Annotated in this window: 15 protein-coding genes; 12 read left to right on the top strand and 3 right to left on the bottom strand. The window is 75.2% G+C overall.

The features are described 5' to 3' along the window. The first annotated feature begins 143 nt into the window (after positions 1 to 143). The 4 genes from ACZ7LE_RS21500 to ACZ7LE_RS21485 all read left to right on the top strand — a co-directional run bounded on the left by ACZ7LE_RS21500 (position 144) and on the right by ACZ7LE_RS21485 (position 5,825). Positions 144 to 980, top strand: a complete 837-nt coding sequence (locus tag ACZ7LE_RS21500) for an HAD family hydrolase (protein ID WP_470405274.1) — start codon at positions 144 to 146, stop codon at positions 978 to 980. Positions 981 to 1,118: 138 nt separating this feature from the next. Next, positions 1,119 to 2,873: a serine/threonine-protein kinase gene (locus ACZ7LE_RS21495; protein ID WP_470405273.1), complete on the top strand. Its 1,755-nt coding sequence runs from the start codon at positions 1,119 to 1,121 to the stop codon at positions 2,871 to 2,873. 34 nt (positions 2,874 to 2,907) lie between these two features. Continuing rightward, positions 2,908 to 4,458: a serine/threonine-protein kinase gene (locus ACZ7LE_RS21490; protein WP_470405272.1), complete on the top strand. Its 1,551-nt coding sequence runs from the start codon at positions 2,908 to 2,910 to the stop codon at positions 4,456 to 4,458. A gap of 65 nt (positions 4,459 to 4,523) precedes the next feature. Beyond that, a complete protein-coding gene (locus ACZ7LE_RS21485) occupies positions 4,524 to 5,825 on the top strand; it encodes a serine/threonine protein kinase (RefSeq protein ID WP_470405271.1) in 1,302 nt (433 codons plus the stop codon). Between the two features lie 33 nt (positions 5,826 to 5,858). Here ACZ7LE_RS21485 and ACZ7LE_RS21480 read toward each other — a convergent pair whose 3' ends face one another. Continuing rightward, on the bottom strand, positions 5,859 to 6,482 hold the full coding sequence (locus ACZ7LE_RS21480; protein WP_470405270.1) for a TetR/AcrR family transcriptional regulator: 624 nt from the start codon (positions 6,480 to 6,482) through the stop codon (positions 5,859 to 5,861). A 115-nt stretch (positions 6,483 to 6,597) separates the two neighbouring features. Here ACZ7LE_RS21480 and ACZ7LE_RS21475 point away from each other — a divergent pair, with 115 nt between their 5' ends. The 6 genes from ACZ7LE_RS21475 (at position 6,598) to ACZ7LE_RS21450 (ending at position 11,697) form a co-directional block, all read left to right on the top strand. Beyond that, the gene (locus ACZ7LE_RS21475; RefSeq protein WP_470405269.1) at positions 6,598 to 7,410 is read left to right on the top strand and encodes an SDR family NAD(P)-dependent oxidoreductase; all 813 of its coding nucleotides are present in this window, start codon (positions 6,598 to 6,600) and stop codon (positions 7,408 to 7,410) included. Further along, positions 7,410 to 7,823: a nitroreductase/quinone reductase family protein gene (locus ACZ7LE_RS21470; RefSeq protein WP_470405268.1), complete on the top strand. Its 414-nt coding sequence runs from the start codon at positions 7,410 to 7,412 to the stop codon at positions 7,821 to 7,823. The genes ACZ7LE_RS21475 and ACZ7LE_RS21470 overlap by 1 nt, the downstream gene beginning before the upstream one ends. Positions 7,824 to 7,914: 91 nt before the next feature. Beyond that, positions 7,915 to 9,141 carry a YibE/F family protein gene (locus ACZ7LE_RS21465; protein ID WP_470405267.1) on the top strand — a complete coding sequence of 409 codons (1,227 nt, stop codon included), beginning with the start codon at positions 7,915 to 7,917 and terminating at the stop codon, positions 9,139 to 9,141. 52 nt (positions 9,142 to 9,193) lie between these two features. Beyond that, a complete protein-coding gene (locus ACZ7LE_RS21460; RefSeq protein ID WP_470405266.1) occupies positions 9,194 to 10,090 on the top strand; it encodes an NADP-dependent oxidoreductase in 897 nt (298 codons plus the stop codon). A gap of 57 nt (positions 10,091 to 10,147) precedes the next feature. Further along, entirely contained in the window at positions 10,148 to 10,792 is a 645-nt protein-coding gene (locus tag ACZ7LE_RS21455) for a TetR/AcrR family transcriptional regulator (RefSeq protein ID WP_470405265.1), read from the top strand. Further along, complete coding sequence (locus ACZ7LE_RS21450; RefSeq protein WP_470405264.1) at positions 10,789 to 11,697, top strand: alpha/beta fold hydrolase; 909 nt, start codon at positions 10,789 to 10,791, stop codon at positions 11,695 to 11,697. Before ACZ7LE_RS21455 ends, ACZ7LE_RS21450 begins: the two co-directional genes overlap by 4 nt. Before the next feature lie 210 nt (positions 11,698 to 11,907). Here the strand turns inward: ACZ7LE_RS21450 and ACZ7LE_RS21445 are convergent, their stop codons facing one another. Then, positions 11,908 to 12,723 carry a TetR/AcrR family transcriptional regulator gene (locus ACZ7LE_RS21445; RefSeq protein WP_470405263.1) on the bottom strand — a complete coding sequence of 272 codons (816 nt, stop codon included), beginning with the start codon at positions 12,721 to 12,723 and terminating at the stop codon, positions 11,908 to 11,910. A gap of 202 nt (positions 12,724 to 12,925) precedes the next feature. Here ACZ7LE_RS21445 and ACZ7LE_RS21440 point away from each other — a divergent pair, with 202 nt between their 5' ends. Beyond that, on the top strand, positions 12,926 to 13,729 hold the full coding sequence (locus ACZ7LE_RS21440) for an SDR family NAD(P)-dependent oxidoreductase (protein ID WP_470405262.1): 804 nt from the start codon (positions 12,926 to 12,928) through the stop codon (positions 13,727 to 13,729). Between the two features lie 28 nt (positions 13,730 to 13,757). Here ACZ7LE_RS21440 and ACZ7LE_RS21435 read toward each other — a convergent pair whose 3' ends face one another. Next, positions 13,758 to 14,180 carry a hypothetical protein gene (locus tag ACZ7LE_RS21435; protein ID WP_470405261.1) on the bottom strand — a complete coding sequence of 141 codons (423 nt, stop codon included), beginning with the start codon at positions 14,178 to 14,180 and terminating at the stop codon, positions 13,758 to 13,760. Positions 14,181 to 14,525: 345 nt separating this feature from the next. Between ACZ7LE_RS21435 and ACZ7LE_RS21430 the strand changes: the two genes are divergently transcribed. Continuing rightward, entirely contained in the window at positions 14,526 to 15,974 is a 1,449-nt protein-coding gene (locus ACZ7LE_RS21430; protein ID WP_470405260.1) for an MFS transporter, read from the top strand. Positions 15,975 to 15,978 lie beyond the last annotated feature (4 nt).

Here is a 15,978-nt window from a genome sequence, read left to right as displayed (position 1 = left end):
CCTTCACCCGCCCCGGCGTGTATCGTTTCGGCCGCCGCAGGCTTCTGACCTGGGACGACACCGATCTCGCCGAGAGAACGCGAGTTCCAAAATGTCCTAGTATGAGCGATGATGGGCCCGCCACCTATCACCAGGGGAATACCGTGACCGCGACCGCCTCCGGGGCCACCGCAGCACTGCCTGACGTACCCACGTCCACGCCCGCCCTCGTCGCCTGCGACGTCGACGGGACCCTTGTCCGCACCGGCCGCCGGGCCACCCCCCGCGTCGTCGAGACGCTCGCGGCCGTGCGTGCCGCCGGGCACCACCTGGTGATCGCCACCGGCCGGTCGCTGTCGGGCGCGGTCCAGGTGGTGCGGCAGCTCGGGGTCCGCGACGGCTGGGTGGTCGCTGCGAACGGGGCCGTGACGGCGCGCCTGGACCCGGACGGCTACTCGGTGGTCGAGGTGCGGACCGTCGCGGCCGAGCCCGTGGTCCGGCTGGTCACTCGCATCCGGCCGGACCTCCGGCTCGCCGCCGAGGTGGTAGGCACCGGATACCGCGTCACCAGGCGGTTCCCCGAGCGGCAGCTCCACGGGCACCAGGAGGTGCTGCGCCAGGTCGAGGACCTCTGGGCGCGGCCGACGCCACGCCTGGTCGTGTACGGGCAGTGGGCCCAGCGTCTCGCCCCGGCGCTGCGCGCGTCCGGGGTGACCGCGATCCCCGCCCGCGTGGACTGGGTGGACGTCACCGCCCCCGGCGTCAGCACGGCGATCGCGCTCGAGAACATCCGTGTGGAGCTCGGCGTCGCGCCGTCGCGGACCCTGGCGGTCGGCGACGGGGAGAACGACCTGGAGATGTTCGCCTGGGCGGCCGTGTCGATCGCCATGGGGCATGCGCCCGCCACCGTCCGCGCCGCCGCCCACCGTGTCACGGGCACCCTGGAGCAGGACGGCGCGGCGTCCGCCCTGCGCGACGCGCTCCTGCTGTCGGCGGCCTGACCTGCCCGGACGGCTCTGCCCGCAGGCCGAGGTGCCTGGCCCGGGGACCGATTGAACCAAAACGTTAGGCCCTCTACCATCAGGCCAGCAGCCCGGCGCGGAAGCCGTTCCGGGGCGGTCAGGGGAGTCGGGGGCACAGTGCCAGTCGCAGCGCTCAGCAGCGGGGATCCGCGCGAGGTCGGTCCGTACGTGATCGAGGGGCGCCTCGGCGTGGGCGGCATGGGGAGCGTGTACCTGGGCCGCCCGCGGACCGGGCGGCCCGTGGCGGTCAAGGTCGTCCACCCGGACCTGGCGGGCGACGCCGAGTTCCGCACGCGGTTCCGGCGCGAGGTCGCCGCGGCGCGGCGGGTCGGCGGGTTCTGGGCGGCGCAGGTGGTCGACGCCGACCCCGACGCCGAGCGGCCGTGGATGGCCACCGCCTACGTGGCGGGCCCGTCGCTGCAGGACGCCGTCGACCAGGAGGGCGCGCTGCCCCTGTCGGTGGTCCGCACCCTGGGCGCCACGCTGGCCGAGGGGCTGAGCGCGATCCACGACCAGGGCCTGGTGCACCGCGACCTCAAGCCGTCGAACATCCTGCTGGCCGACGACGGCCCCCGGGTCGTGGACTTCGGCATCGCGCTGGAGCGGGATGCGACCTCCCTGACCCGCCAGGGCTCGATCGGCACGGCGCCCTACATGTCGCCGGAGCAGGTGCGGGGCCTCGACGTGACCCCGGCGTCCGACGTCTTCGCGCTCGGCTCGGTGCTGGGCTTCGCCTGCACGGGCCGCAGCCCCTTCGGCGCAGGAGCGGCCGAGGACGTCGCCCGGCGCGTCGTGCACGACGAGCCAGACCTGGCCGGTGTGCCGTCGGGCATCCGCGACCTGGTGCGGTCCTGCCTCGCGAAGGAGCCGGGGGAGCGCCCCGGGCTCTCCGACGTCGTGGACCGGCTCGCCACGGGCACGAACAGCTGGGAGCTGCCCGCCGGGGTGATCGAGATGATCGCCGAACGCAGCGCCGAGGTGGGCGGGGCCGAGGCCGGCGTGGTGTCGGTGTCCCGGCACGACCCCGCGGCCACCGAGCGGGTCGGCGACCCGGGCACGCGGCGCGGGGACGTGCTGGTCGGCGGGGGCGGCCCGGACCGGTCGGCTGCGGGCGGCGCCGCGCCCGCGGGGCCGGGCACCGCGGAGGCTCGGCCCTGGTGGCGGACCCCGGCGGCCCGCTGGGCCGGGATCGGCGTCGCGGCCGTGGCTGTCGGCACGGTCGCCGCCGTCGCCGTCGCGGGTGTGCTGACGCCGGACGGCGGGGCGCGGGACGCGGGTCCGTCGCCGTCGGTCGGCAACATGCAGATGACCGTGCCGGACGAGACGCACGAGGTCACGCTCGAGGTGACGGCCACGGGCAAGGACGCGGCCACCACGGAGGTGGGCGTGCGCTACGACGGACGCCTCGGGCCGGCCGGCCTCGGGGACTCGTTCCGCAGCGCCGAGGACATCATGGAGATGGACCCCGACAAGATGTACACCGAGGTCGAGCTCCCGTGGAGCAGGACGATCTCCGCCCAGGGCGCGGTCGACGGGGCGAACATCTCCCTGTCCGCCGAGGCCGGGTGGCGGGACCGGATGGCGATGGTGACCGGCGACACGGACATCGCCGTCTCCTGCCGCATCCTGATCGACGGCGAGGTGGTCGTGGACGAGGCGGGCCAGGCCAACGTGGGCTGCATGCTCCTGCCCCCGGAGCTCCAGGCGCAGATGGACAAGATGCGCGAGGAGAGCGAGAAGCTGGCCCGGGAGCAGACCGAGGAGCAGCAGGAGCGGCAGGACGACATGCCCGAGCCCGGCACCCCGGAGTTCGAGGAGTACCTGGACAACCTGCTGGAGAAGGCCGGCCAGACCCAGGACGGCGACGGCTGATGCCCCGCACCGTATGGCCGCCCGAGGTGCGCCCGTGATCGAGACGCTCCGGGCGGACGACCCCGCCCAGGCGGGCCCGTACCGCCTCCTGGGCCGGCTGGCCGCCGGTGGCATGGGCCAGGTGTACGTGGGCCGCTCGCGCGGCGGGCGCGTCGTCGCGGTCAAGGTGATCCACCCGGGGCTGGCCGAGGGCGACGAGTTCCGCGTCCGGTTCGCCCGGGAGGTCGAGGCCGCGCGGGCGGTCGGCGGCTACCACACGGCCGAGGTGGTCGACGCCGACGCGTACGCCGACCGGCCCTGGATGGCCACCGCCTACGTGCCCGGCCCGTCGCTGCACGAGGTGGTGCAGCGCGGCGGCCTGCTCGACGTCGAGGCCGTCCGGGCGCTCGGCGCGGGCCTGGTGGGCGGCCTGGCGGCGATCCACGCCGCGGGCCTGGTGCACCGGGACCTCAAGCCCGCCAACGTGCTCCTGACGGCCGACGGCCCCCGCGTCATCGACTTCGGCATCGCCCGCGCCGTCGACGCGACCTCGGTGACGACGTCGGGCGACGTGCTCGGCACCGCCGCGTACATGTCGCCCGAACAGGTGCGCGGACGGGAGGCCGAGCCGCCGTCCGACGTGTTCGCCCTGGGCTGCGTGCTGCACTTCGCGGCCACGGGACGCTCGCCGTTCGGCGGCGGCCCCACCGAGGCGGTCGTCTACCGCGTGGTGCACGAGGACGTCGACCTCGGCGACGTGCCCGAGGCGCTGCGCGGGCTGATCGCGGACTGCCTCGCCAAGGACGCGGCCGACCGCCCGACGACGGCGCAGGTGCTCGACCGGCTCCGGCCCGCCCCGGGCTCCGGGCCGGCGGAGGGTGCCGGGGCCGCCGTGGTGCCGTGGCGGCTGCCGGCCGGCGTCGGCCCGCTGGTCGCGGAGCGCGCGCGGGAGCTCAAGGACCTGCAGGCGCGGGAGCTGCCCGCGGTCACCGAGGTGGTGCGGGCGCCGGTCCCGGAGGGCGTCGAGGACGCCGTCGACGAGCGCGACCGCACGGACACGAGCGCGCGGGCGGGGGCGCGCGGCGTCCTCGCCCCTGGGCGGGAGGCAGGCCGGCCGTGGCGGTGGTGGGCGCTCGCGGCGGCCGGGACCGTCGCGGTAGCCGGCGGCGTGTGGTGGTTCGAGGCGCAGGACGGTGCGCCCGACGACGCCGTGGCGAGCGGCGCCTACAGCCTGTCGGGCGAGCACCTGGGTGCCGAACCCGCGGACGCGCCGCACAGCGTGGAGCTGGAGATCGTGACGCCCCGCGAGGGGGAGGTGCTCACCGTGACCTACCACGCCAGCGTCGTCACCTCGGACGGCGAGGGCACCCAGCAGGGCCAGCAGGGCAACGATGACGGCTTCACCGTGGTGACGCCGTGGACCGGGACCATCCCCGTCGACTCGCAGCTTCAGTCCCTGACGGTCACCGCGGAGGGCGACGGCGTGGACGACATCACCTGCCGGATCGCGCTGGACGGCGAGCCGGCCGCCGAGGCGACCGACTCCCGCGGCGTCATGTGCGGGGTGCCGGTCGACATGTCGAACATCCTGGACGGGCTGTTCTGACGCCGCGTACCGACACCGCGCCGACCCGACCCCAGCCGTTCCGGACCACTGAGAGGACACCGACCATGGAGCTGGAACCGCTGGGCGACCGTGACCCCCGCGAGCTGGGCCCCTACCACCTGCGGGGCCGCCTCCGGGTCGGCCGGCTGGGCACCGTCTACCTCGGGCGGTCACCGGACGGGCTGTTCGCCGAGGTGACCGTGGTCGGCGAGCAGATCGCGTGGGACCCGCAGGTCCTCGCCCTCCTGACCGAGGGCGCGGACGGCGCACGACGGCTCCGCGCCGCCCACGTCCAGCGCGTGCGCGACGCCGACCTGGCCGCGCGCAGGCCGTGGATCGCCGCCGACTTCCTCCCCGGGCCCTCGTTGCGCGAGGCCGTCGAGGCGCACGGCCCGCTCCCGGCCACCGCCGTGCGGAGCCTGGCGACGGCGCTCGCGGACGCCCTGGACGCCGTCCACGGCTCGGGCCAGGTGCACCGCGGTCTTGACCCGTCCACGGTGGTCCTCACCGCGGACGGCCCGGTGGTGACCGGGCTGGGTCTGGCCCGCGCGCTGGATGCCGTCACGGTCACGCTCCCGCGCCTTGTGCCCGACGCCGTCGCCTACCTGGCCCCGGAGGTCGCGCGCGGCCTGGAGCCAGGGTCGCCCGCCGACGTCTTCGGCCTGGGCGCGGTGCTCACGTACGCCGCGACGGGGCGCGGACCCTTCGGCTCCGGCGCCTCCGGCGAGCTGGCGCGCCGCGTGCGGGACGACGAGCCCGACCTCACCGGCCTGCCGGACGAACTGGTCGAGCCGGTGACCGTTGCCGTCCGCGCCAACCCCGGGGAGCGGCCCACCCTCGCGGCACTGCGCCGGCGGCTGGCAGCCGGACCTGCGGGTTCGTGGGTGCTGCCCGCCGGACTGACCGGCGAGCTCGCCCAGTGGGCAGTGCTGGGCCGGGGCCGGTCGGCGCCGCTGGCGTCCGCGATCCCCGCGGAGCCGACGGCGCGGATCGCGCCGGTGGCGCCGGACGCGACGGAGCAGCCCGACACGGCCCGGCTGGACGCGACCGGGACGTCGGCGCTGACGAAGCAGCTCGACACGGCCCGGCTGGACCTGCCGCCCGACTCCGGCACCGCCGCCGACGGTTCCGACCCTGCTGGTCCCGCCGCTTCTGGTCCTGCCGACGTCGGTCCCGCCGCCGGCGTCCCGGCGCAGCCGGTGTCGATCCTGCCCCGGGGCGCCCAGGACGCATGGTCGGGATCGAGCGCCGGCCGCGGTGCCGGCCCCGGCGCGGGACGTGGTTCCCGGGCCTCCGTGGCGCTCATGATCGCCGTCGGCGTGGCGGTGGCGGCCCTGGTGTTCACGGCGGTCACGCTCCTGCTGTAGCTCCCGGGCACCGGGAGCCCCGAGACACCGGGGCTACGCGGTGCCGTAGCGGGCGACGGTCGTCGCCACGGCCTCGTCCACGGCGTCCTCGATCTGGGCCTGTGTCGGGTCCCAGCCCACCACCATGAGCCGCGGCCAGAACACGTAGTTGCCGATCATGCCGAGGAAGTTCGCCGCGGCCATGAGCGTGTCGTCGACACGCGCCGCCCCGGCGTCGTGCTCCGCCTGGAGGTACTGCTGGACCACCCGGAAGAACGGCATCTTCCCCGTCTCGAACTGGGTGTCGGCGATCTGCGGGAACCGCGGCATCTCGGCGATCACCATCCGGTACAGGCCCACCATCTCGGGGCGTGACATGAGGGCGGCGTAGCGGCGGCCGTACACCCGCAGGCCGCGCGCGAGGTCGCCGGGCTCCGGCGTCGTGCGGTCGTCGTCGGCCGCGTCCCACTGCTGCGTCACCACCGCCTCGAACAGGCTCGCCTTGGTGGGGAACTGCTTGAAGAGCGTCGCCTTGGAGACCTCGGCGTCCTGCGCCACCCGGGCCAGTGACGCGCCCGCGTAGCCGTGCGCCATGAACAGGCTGGTGGCGGCGTCGATGATCGCCGCCCGCTTCTGCTCCGCAAGCTGCTGGTGGTAGACGCCCGTGCCGGTGGCCATGCGCCCATCATGCCGGAACCTACGAGGTGAGTCACTTGACTCACAACCATGCTCCGGCATAGCGTCTCCGATGTTCCGAGTCGAGCGACTCGGAACCTGACGAGAGGACGACGCCGTGCGGCGATTCGAGAACAAGACGGTCCTGGTCACGGGTGCGGGCCGGGGCATGGGTGTGAGCCACGTGCGTGCCTTCCACGCAGAGGGCGCCGAGGTCGTGATCGGGGACCGGAACCCCGAGCGCGGGGCCCGCCTGGCCGCCGAGCTGGGGGAGCGGGCCCTGGCGGTCACCCTGGACGTCCGTGAGGAGCGGCAGTGGGCCGACGCCGTCGCGGCGGCGGAGGAGCGGTTCGGGCCGGTGTCGGTGCTGGTGAACAACGCCGGCGTGCCGCAGGCGGCGGCGACGGTCGAGCACACGGAGCCTGCCGACTGGAGGAGACTGCTGGACATCAACGTGACCGGGCAGTTCCTCGGGATCCGCGCCGTCGCGCCGTCGATGCGCCGTGGCGGAGGGGGCTCGATCGTGAACATCGCCTCGTCCATGGCGAACACCGCCACGCCGTACTTCGCGGCCTACACCGCGAGCAAGTGGGCGCTGCGCGGTCTGACCCGGACGGCGGCCATGGAGCTGGGCCGGGACGGCATCCGGGTGAACTCGGTCCATCCCGGCGCGGTCGCCACCGGCTTCATCACCGAGCCGGCGGCGCCCGGTGCCGCGCCCATCGCGGACGCGTACACGCCCGAGCCGTTCGCGATCCCGCGCGTCGGGCAGCCCGAGGACGTGACCCGGCTGACGCTGTTCGTGGCGTCCGACGATGCCGCCTACGCCACCGGGTCGGAGTTCGTGGTGGACGGCGGCCTGCTGCTCGGCCCGGCGCTGCGGTACGAGGCGCCGGACGCCGCAACGCGGCACGAGAGCGAGGCGGCCTGATGGACGCGGCCGTACGCCGGGCGGTCGAGATCACGCCGGCCGCGACGACCCGGCAGCGGATCGTCGACGTCACGACGACGGGGCGGCGGACCGGGCTGCCGCGGCGGATCGAGATCTTCTTCTACCACGTGTCCGGCCGCACCTACCTGTGCAGCGGCACGGTCGACCGGCCGAGCTGGTACGTGAACCTGGTGGCGGAGCCCACCTTCACCTTCCACCTCAAGCACGGTGTGCGGGCGGACCTGCGGGCGACCGCCCGGCCCGTCACCGAGGACGCGGAGCGGCGCGCGGTGCTCACCGAGATCGTCGCCGACCTCAACCAGCCGGCCAACCCCGGCCACCTGGCCCAGCCGGTGGACCTGGAGGACTGGGTGCGCCGGTGCCGCCTGGTCGAGGTGAGCTTTCTCGACTGAGCAGGCGGCGCATCGGCCGGGCAAACCGCTGATCTCGGACGGTGCTCCGGCTCGCCGTGCCTGCGGCGCACTCGTGGGTCAGGATGTCGGCATGGCGCACGCTCCCACGCACGGCTCGGCGGGCCCTGCCGCGCCGAAGACCACGTTCTTCCTGGTCATGATCCTGGTCTCGGCGCTGCTCGCCACGCTGGCCGGGCTGTGGCTGTTGTGGCCGAACGCCGGGGACGTGCCCGACCGGGTGCCGAACCGGGCCGAGGGCACGTCCTTCGTGGACGTCACCATCGCGGGCCCCGCGGACCCGGCCACGGGGAGCATCCCGGTCGAGCTCGCCGACGGCGGCGCCTCGCGGATGCAGTCGCCCGGCCCGTCGGTACCGCTCGCCGAGGGCGACCGGATCACGGCGGTGGACATCTCCGGGGTCGCACAGCCCGGCGTCGACCCGCTCGTGTTCATGGACTTCCAGCGCGAGCTGCCGATCGCGCTGCTCGCCGTCGTCTACGCGCTGGTGGTGCTGCTCGTGGCGCGGTGGCGCGGGCTGGCGGCGATGGCCGGGCTGGGGATCGCGTTCGTGGTGCTCCTCGGGTTCACGATGCCGGCCCTGCTCGCGGGGCAGAACGCGTTCGGGGTGGCGCTGGTGACGTCGTCGCTGATCATGTTCGTCACCCTGTACCTGGCGCACGGCTTGTCGGCGCGCACGTCGACGGCGCTGCTGGGCACGCTGGTGGGCCTCGCGCTGACGGCGGGGATCGCCGCCTGGGCGTCGGGCGCCGCGCAGATCACCGGCACGTCCGACGAGGCCTCGGCCTTCCTCCCGTCCAGCGCGCCCCTGGCCGACCTGCGCGGGATCGCGTTGTGCGGCATCGTCCTGGCCGGCCTGGGCGTGCTGAACGATGTGACCATCACGCAGGCCTCCGCGGTCTGGGAGCTGCGCGCCGTCGCGCCGACGGCGTCCCGGGCCGAGCTGTTTACGAGCGCCATGCGGATCGGCCGCGACCACATCGCCTCGACCGTCTACACGATCGCGTTCGCCTACGTGGGCGCTGCCCTGCCGCTGCTCATGATCGTCTGGCTCGTGGACCAGTCGCCGCTCACGGCCCTGACCTCGGGCGAGATCGCCGAGGAGGTGGTGCGCACCCTCGTGGGCTCGATCGGCCTCGTGCTCGCCATCCCCGTGACCACGGCGATCGCCACCCTCGCCGTCCCGGGGCCGACGCCGGACCCCGTGGGCGACTCCGACCTCGAGCCGTCGTCGGACCCGGAGCTGATGGCGCCCGTGTCGGAGGCGTGGGCCGCGCAGGCCCGGGCATCGGAGCCCTGAACCGCGATGTCGGAAACGGCGGGCAGACTGTTCCTGAGGGAGAGGACGCACGATGCGCGCAGTGGTGTACGACGAGTTCGGCGGGCCCGAGGTGCTGCACCTCGGCGAGGTCCCGGAGCCGGAGGCCGGGCCCGGACAGGTCCGGGTCCGGGTCGAGGCCGTTGGCCTCAACGCCTTCGACGGCAAGGTCCGTTCAGGGGCCATGGAGTCCGCGTTCCGCACGCGTCTCCCGGCGGTGCCAGGGCTGGAGGTCGCGGGTGTCGTCGACCAGGTGGGGGCGGACGTCGCCGGGGTCGCCCCGGGCGACCGGGTCACCGGATGGACGAGTCGCGGCGCCGCGGAGCTCGCCCTCCTGAGACGCTGGGCCCCGGTGCCCGACGGGCTCGCCGTGACGCAGGCCGCCGCGCTCCCCGTGGTGGGCGAGGCCGCCCGGCGGTCGCTGCGCATCCTCGGCCCGCAGCCGGGGGAGACCCTGCTGGTGCACGGCGCCAGCGGTGGCATCGGCGGGCTGGTGACCCAGCTCGCCGTCGCCGCCGGCGTGCGTGTGATCGGCACGGCGTCGCCCGCCAACCAGGGCCGGGTCGCGGCGTACGGCGCGACGCCCACGACGTACGGCGCCGGGCTGGTCGAGCGGGTCCGCGCCCTCACGCCCGTCGTCGACGCCGTGCTCGACACGTCCGGTGCCGGCGTGCTTCCCGACAGCATCGAGCTGCGGGGCGGCACCGAGCGTGTGCTGACCCTCACCGACCCGGCGGCCCACGAGCTGGGCGTGGAGTTCGACGAGCGGTCCACGCCCTCGGCCGCAGAGCTCGCCGACCTGGTCGGCCTGGTGCTGCGCGGCGAGGTGTCCGTGCCGGTCGCGCACGTGCTGCCACTGGCGGAGGCGGCGCGGGGGCAGAGCCTGGTCGACGGCGGGCACTCCGGCGGCAAGGTCGTGCTCGTGCCCTGATCGGTTGGTTCACCCGTAGTGACCGATGTGGTAGTTTGGGTCACTACGGAGGTGCGTATGCCCAGACCGACGATCCCGGACCGCCGGGAGACGCTGCTCGACGTCGCCGAACGGCTCGTGCTCGACCGCGGCTTCGACGCGATGTCGATGCAGTCCGTGGCGGACGCCGCGGGCGTGAGCAAGGGTGGCGTCTACCGCGAGTTCGTGGGCAAGCACGAGCTGCTCGACGCCGTCCTGCTGCGCTCGACCGAACGGCTCGGCGAGCGGGTGGACGAGCTGACGGCGCACCTGCCGCCCCCGGTCCCGCTGAGCGCGCTGTACCGCGCCGGGGTCGAGGCGCTGCTGGCGGACCCGCTGATGTCCGCGGCGTTCCTCGACGACCGCGCGGTGCTGGGCGAGCACGTGCGCGCCGTCGACCCCGAGCGGTACCGCGCCCGGTTCCGTTGGATCACGGCGCACGTGGAGCAGCTGCGTGACGCTGGCCGCGTGCGGCCCGAGGTCGACGCCGAGGGGGTCTCGCTCGCGCTGTCGAGCGTCACGATCGGGCTGCTGTCGGCCTCGGCGCTGATCGGGCCGCTGACGGCTGACCAGCTGCGGGCGGCGCTCGGGGTGGTAGAGGGGCTGGTGCGCGACGGGATCGACGTCGGGCCGGGAGCGGCGGGCGCCGTCGGCGTCGGGCCGGGGGAGGGAACCCGGCCGTGACGACCGCGACCACCACCTTCGACGACGTCCGCGACCTCACTGTGGCGGGCGGACCGGTGCGCCTGTACGCGAGCGGCCGCCCCGACGCGCCGCCGGTCCTGCTGCTGCACGGCGCGATGCTGGACACGGCAGAGCTGGACTGGATGCACGTGGCGCCCGCGCTCGCGGAGCACTTCCGGGTCCTGGCGATCGACCTGCCGCGGCACGGCGGCAGCCGACCCTGGGCAGGGCCCGTGGACCAGCCCGTGCTCCAGCGGGTCGTGATCGGGCTGCTCGACCAGCTCGGCATCGGGCGGACGGCGCTCGTCGGGCTGTCGATGGGCGGCGGCGTGTCGATCGGCACGGCGCTCGACCACCCCGACCGGGTCAGCGCCGCGGTGCTGCTGGCGCCGGGCGGGCTGGGCGCGCGGCGTCCGGCGCAGTTCGTCACCTGGCTGTCGACGCGTACGCCTGGGCTGCTCCGCGCGACCACGGCGTGGCTGGCGCGGAGCCAGCGCGCGGTGCGCCGCTCGCTCGTCGACAACCTGCAGCACGGCGCGGACACCCCGGGCCTGGAGCGGGCGGTCGAGCTTGCGCAGCGCGAGGCCGAGCAGAAGGCCCGGTACCGCGAGCCGGCGCTCGACGAGTGGCAGGCCCTGTCGTTCGGGCCGTTCGCGATGCGCACCGACTTTCTCCCGGCGCTGCACCGGCTGTCGGTGCCGACGCTCTGGGTGCGCGGCTCTCAGGACCCGCTGGTGCTCCAGCCCGAGCTCGACGCCGCGGTCGCCGCCGCGCCCGGCGCGCGGTCGGTGGTGCTGTCCGGAGCGGGCCACCTCTCCACGCTGGACCAGCCGGACCGGGTGGTGACGCTGGTCCGGGAGTTCCTCCAGGCGCACGCCGGGAGTGCCGACCCGGACCGTCGTTGACCTGGTCGGTGCCGAGCGGGGTGGGCCGGGCGGGTTGGGCCGGGCGGGCGTGAGAAGTGCGGGCGTGAGAAAGGCGCTTCTATCCAGCGATCGGGCCCGAAGAGAGGCCGGTTCCGGGCCAGTTCGCTGGGTAGAAGCGCACCTTCACGGTGCGGTGCGGCGGGGGGCAGGGTGCGGCGGGGCGGGCGGCGGCGAGGCGGGGCGGGACGGTCAGCGGGTGGCCTCGTGGATCAGCGAGTCGATCTCCGCCGTCAGCAGGTCCCCGCCGTCTAGTCCCATGGTGTCGAAACCGCCGACCAGCTCCAGCGACACCAGTCCGTGCACGCGGTACCACGTGGACAGGGCCAGCCGTAGCGCACCGGGCGCGGTCTCCGGCGGGGCGCCGAGCGCGCGGCCCCACCGGGAGAGCTCCGTGACGAGGCCCTGCCGGGTGCCGGACTCGCGCCCCGCGCCGGGTTCGGCGCCGGCACGGATCTCGCTGTCCCGCGTGCGTTCCTCGTCCGCGTCGCCCCCGGCGCCGTCACCCCCGCCACCGTCGTCCCCGCCGCCCCGCACCAGCTCCTGGAGCGCCGAGACCAGGGCCAGCATGCTCGCGGTGATCGGGCCGACGTGCTCCAGCGGGTCCACGGCCTCGCGCCGGCTGCCCGTGAAGAGCATCGCGTAGCGCCTGGGGTGGTCCAGCGCCCAGCGCCGCCACGCGTGGGCGATCGCCGCGACCCGCTCCGGTGCCGGCCGGTCCGACGCGGCGTGTGCGGCGCCCTCCACCGCGGTGCCGAGGTCCGTGTACCCGGCCAGGACCAGCGCGTCGAGCAGTGCGTCCCGGGAGGCGAAGTAGTGGTACAGCGCGGGCGGCGTCATGCCCATCGCCTTGCTGACCGACGCGATGGACAGGCCGTGCGCCCCGCCCGAGTCGACGAGCTCCAGCGCCCGTTCCACGATCTCGTCGACGGTCTGCCGCCGCAGTCGCTCGCGGCGGGTCAGGGTCCGCGGCGGTGCGGGCCGGGTGTCGACGTCGTCCACGGGCATGCCGCGAGCCTAGTGCCAACCACGGGGCCGGAGCGCCGGGTCGTGAGCGGACCGGCAGCCCGGGCCGACGAGCTCGGGCAGGGGCGTGGCGCCCGGTGCGACACCCGGCGGGCTCACCTGGCACGATGACGCGCATGGCGGCTGACTTCGTGCGTACCCCGGTGTCCGACCCGGACCTCACCACCACCCCGGCCGGCGCCCGATGACCCGGACCTGGTTCGTCACCGGCGCGGGCCGCGGGCTCGGCCGGGCGATCACGGTCGCCGCCCTGGAGCGCGGCGACCGCGTCGCGGCGACGGCGCGCGACCTGTCCGCGCTCGACGACCTCGTGGCCCGGCACGGCGACGCCGTCCTGCCGCTGCGCCTCGACGTGACCGACCCGGAGCAGGCCCGGGCCGCGGTGCGGGCAGCGGCCGAGGTGCTCGGCCGCATCGACGTGGTGGTGAACAACGCGGGCTACGGCCTGTTCGGCACGGTCGAGGAGATCACGCCCGAGCAGCTCCGGGACCAGCTCGACGTCAACCTCTTCGGCGTGCTGCACGTGACCCAGGCGGCGCTGCCGGTGCTCCGTGCGCAGGGCGGTGGGCACGTGGTGCAGGTCTCCAGCTCCAGCGGGGTCGCCGCCTGGCCAGGGCTCGGCGGCTACAGCGCGTCGAAGTGGGCGCTCGAAGGGCTGTCGGAGGCGCTCGCCCAGGAGGTCGCGGGGTTCGGCATCCACGTCACGCTCGTCGAACCGGGGCCTGTCGACACGGGTTGGCGCGACGAGTCCGGGGTGCACGCCGCACACCTGCCCGCCTACGACCCGCTGCGCGCGGCCGCCTGGCACCCGCCGGGGTCGTCGTCCCCGGCCGACGTCGCCCGCGTGGTCCTCGCCGTGGTCGACGCCGACGAGCCGCCGCTGCGGATCCTGGTCGGCGACCTCGCCGTGGACGCCGTGCTGCCGATCACCGAGGAGCGGGTCGCCGCGTGGCGGCGCTGGACGGACCTGGGCCGTTCGGCGGGCTGACGGCGGCGCGGGTCGAGCGCAGCGCGGGTCAGCGCGTGCGCCAGCCCGGGAGCAGGCGGTCCAGGACGTCGGCCAGGGGCATGGACTCGCCGTCCTTCCCGCCGGCGCCGAGCACCAGGGGCGGACGCCGCGTCTCGGGGCGGATCCCGCGCAGGCGGTCGAGCAGCCCGATGGGCGCGGTGAGCACGTAGAACTCGCCGTCGGTGCTGACCCCGGCGCTGCGGTCGACACGCAGGTACCAGCCCTTGAGCCCGGTGCGCGCCGTCCCGCGCCCGCCGTAGCCCTGCACCTGGAGGTCCTCGGGTTCGAGTCTGGCGGTGCGCGCCGCGGCGACGAACTCGCGCAGCATCGCCTCGGCCCGGGTGTGCTCGGCGTCCTGCCGCGCCTCCAGGCGCTCCGCCTGCACCCGCACCGCCTCGGCGCGCTGCCGGGACCACTCGTCGTCACGCATGGGCGCAGTCTCGCACTTTCGGCGGGGACGGCGCTCGGACGACGGCGGTCACCCGGCGAACGGCACCTCGCAGCGGAGTCGGCGGCTTGCCTCGCAGCAGAGTCGGCAGTTTGCAGCGCAGAGTCGGCAGTCTGTATCGAGGTCGGCACAGGCCTGTGCCGACCTCGATACAGACTGCCTACCTGGCCTGAGGGCTGGTGACCTGGCCTGCGGACTGCCGACCTCGCTTGCCGACACCGACTGCCGACCGGGTCTGCGGACCGCCGACCGCACGGGCGGACTGCCGACCTCGCCGGTGTACCGTGAGAGCGTGCCCGAGGCAACTGACTTCCCGAGAGCCGCAGGGTGACGCGGCCCGACCAGTCCGCCCCCGAGCCCGCCCGGTTCGACCGCAGGCTCATCGCCCCGATGGTGCTCGGCTCGGTGCTCAACCCGCTCAACACCTCGCTGCTGGCGGTCGCGCTCGTGCCGATCGGCCTGGCGTTCGGGGCGCCGCCGTCGGACACCGCGTGGCTGGTCAGCGCGCTGTACCTCGCGTGCGCGGTGGGGCAGCCGGTGGTGGGCCGCATGGTCGACACGTACGGGCCGCGCCGGCTGTACCTCATCGGCACGGCGCTCGTCGGCGCCGCCGGGCTGCTCGGCACGTTCGCGCCGACGCTCGGCTGGCTGGTCGTCGCCCGGGTGCTGATCGGCCTGGGCACCTGCGCCGGCTACCCGGCGTCGATGGCGCTCATCAAGCGCGAGGGGCGCCGCACCGGCGGACCCTCGCCCGCCGGGGTGCTGGCCACGCTGTCGTTCGCCAACCAGGTGATCGCGGTCGTCGGGCCGTCGCTCGGCGGTCTGCTCGTGGACCTCGGCGGCTGGCGCGCCGTGTTCTCCGTCAACGTGCCGTTCGCCGTCGCCTGCCTGGTGCTGGGCGCCCTGTTCCTGCCCCGGGACGACGCCGCGGACGGCGCCCGGGACGCCGCCACTGACGCCGCCGGGGACGACGTCCCGGCCCCGCGCCGCACCTGGGACGCCGCCGGGATCGCCCTGTTCGCCGTGGCGCTCACGGCGCTGATGCTGTTCCTCATGGACCCGGCGGCCCGGGCGCTGTGGCTCGTCGCGATCACGCTCGTGGCCGGCGCCGGGTTCGTGTGGCGCGAGCTGCGCACGGCCGACCCGTTCCTCGACGTGCGGGTCCTGGGGCAGAACCGGCCCCTGCTGCTCACCTACGCCCGGCAGATGCTGACCGGGATCGTCATGTACTGCGTGGTCTACGGCATGCCGCAGTGGCTGGAGCACGCGCGCGGGCTGTCGCCGTCGCACACCGGGCTGGTGGTGCTGCCGATGTTCGGCACGGCGATGCTGTTCACCGTGCTGACCGGCCGCAGCCCGGCGGTCCTGGGCAAGCTGCTCGCCGGGTCGGCGGTGCAGGTGGTCGCCTGCGCGGCGCTCCTCCTGCTCGACGGCGGCACGCCCGTGCTCTGGCTGTGCGTGATCATCGCGCTGCACGGCATACCGCAGGCGCTGAACGGCCTGGCCAACCAGAACGCCCTGTACGAGCAGGCCACCCCGGAGCAGATCGGCGCGGCGTCCGGGCTGTTCCGCACCTTCATGTACGTGGGCGCCCTGTGCGCGACGGCGGCGACCGCCGCGGCGTACCGGCAGGAGCCCGACACCGCCGGCATGCACGCGCTCGCCCTGTTCGCCGGCGCCTGCGCCGCGGTGCTGCTCCTCACGGTGCTCGGCGAGCTGCTGCTCCGCCGTCATCGTGGCCGTCGAGGACACCGCCGCCCCACCGGAACCAGGTAACGGC

The sequence above is a fragment of the Promicromonospora sp. NPDC110617 genome, assembly GCF_055598465.1.
Note: the sequence above shows the minus strand (reverse complement) of the source record. Positions and strands in the feature narration are given on the sequence as shown.

Bases quoted from the DNA above. Each gene is read 5' to 3' on its own strand.
- ACZ7LE_RS21485 (WP_470405271.1), top strand. From the start codon at position 4,524: ATGGAGCTGGAACCGCTGGGCGACCGTGACCCCCGCGAGCTGGGCCCC.
- ACZ7LE_RS21480 (WP_470405270.1), bottom strand. From the start codon at position 6,482: ATGGCCACCGGCACGGGCGTCTACCACCAGCAGCTTGCGGAGCAGAAG.
- ACZ7LE_RS21470 (WP_470405268.1), top strand. From the start codon at position 7,410: ATGGACGCGGCCGTACGCCGGGCGGTCGAGATCACGCCGGCCGCGACG.
- ACZ7LE_RS21465 (WP_470405267.1), top strand. From the start codon at position 7,915: ATGGCGCACGCTCCCACGCACGGCTCGGCGGGCCCTGCCGCGCCGAAG.
- ACZ7LE_RS21460 (WP_470405266.1), top strand. From the start codon at position 9,194: ATGCGCGCAGTGGTGTACGACGAGTTCGGCGGGCCCGAGGTGCTGCAC.
- ACZ7LE_RS21455 (WP_470405265.1), top strand. From the start codon at position 10,148: ATGCCCAGACCGACGATCCCGGACCGCCGGGAGACGCTGCTCGACGTC.
- ACZ7LE_RS21445 (WP_470405263.1), bottom strand. From the start codon at position 12,723: ATGCCCGTGGACGACGTCGACACCCGGCCCGCACCGCCGCGGACCCTG.
- ACZ7LE_RS21440 (WP_470405262.1), top strand. From the start codon at position 12,926: ATGACCCGGACCTGGTTCGTCACCGGCGCGGGCCGCGGGCTCGGCCGG.
- ACZ7LE_RS21435 (WP_470405261.1), bottom strand. From the start codon at position 14,180: ATGCGTGACGACGAGTGGTCCCGGCAGCGCGCCGAGGCGGTGCGGGTG.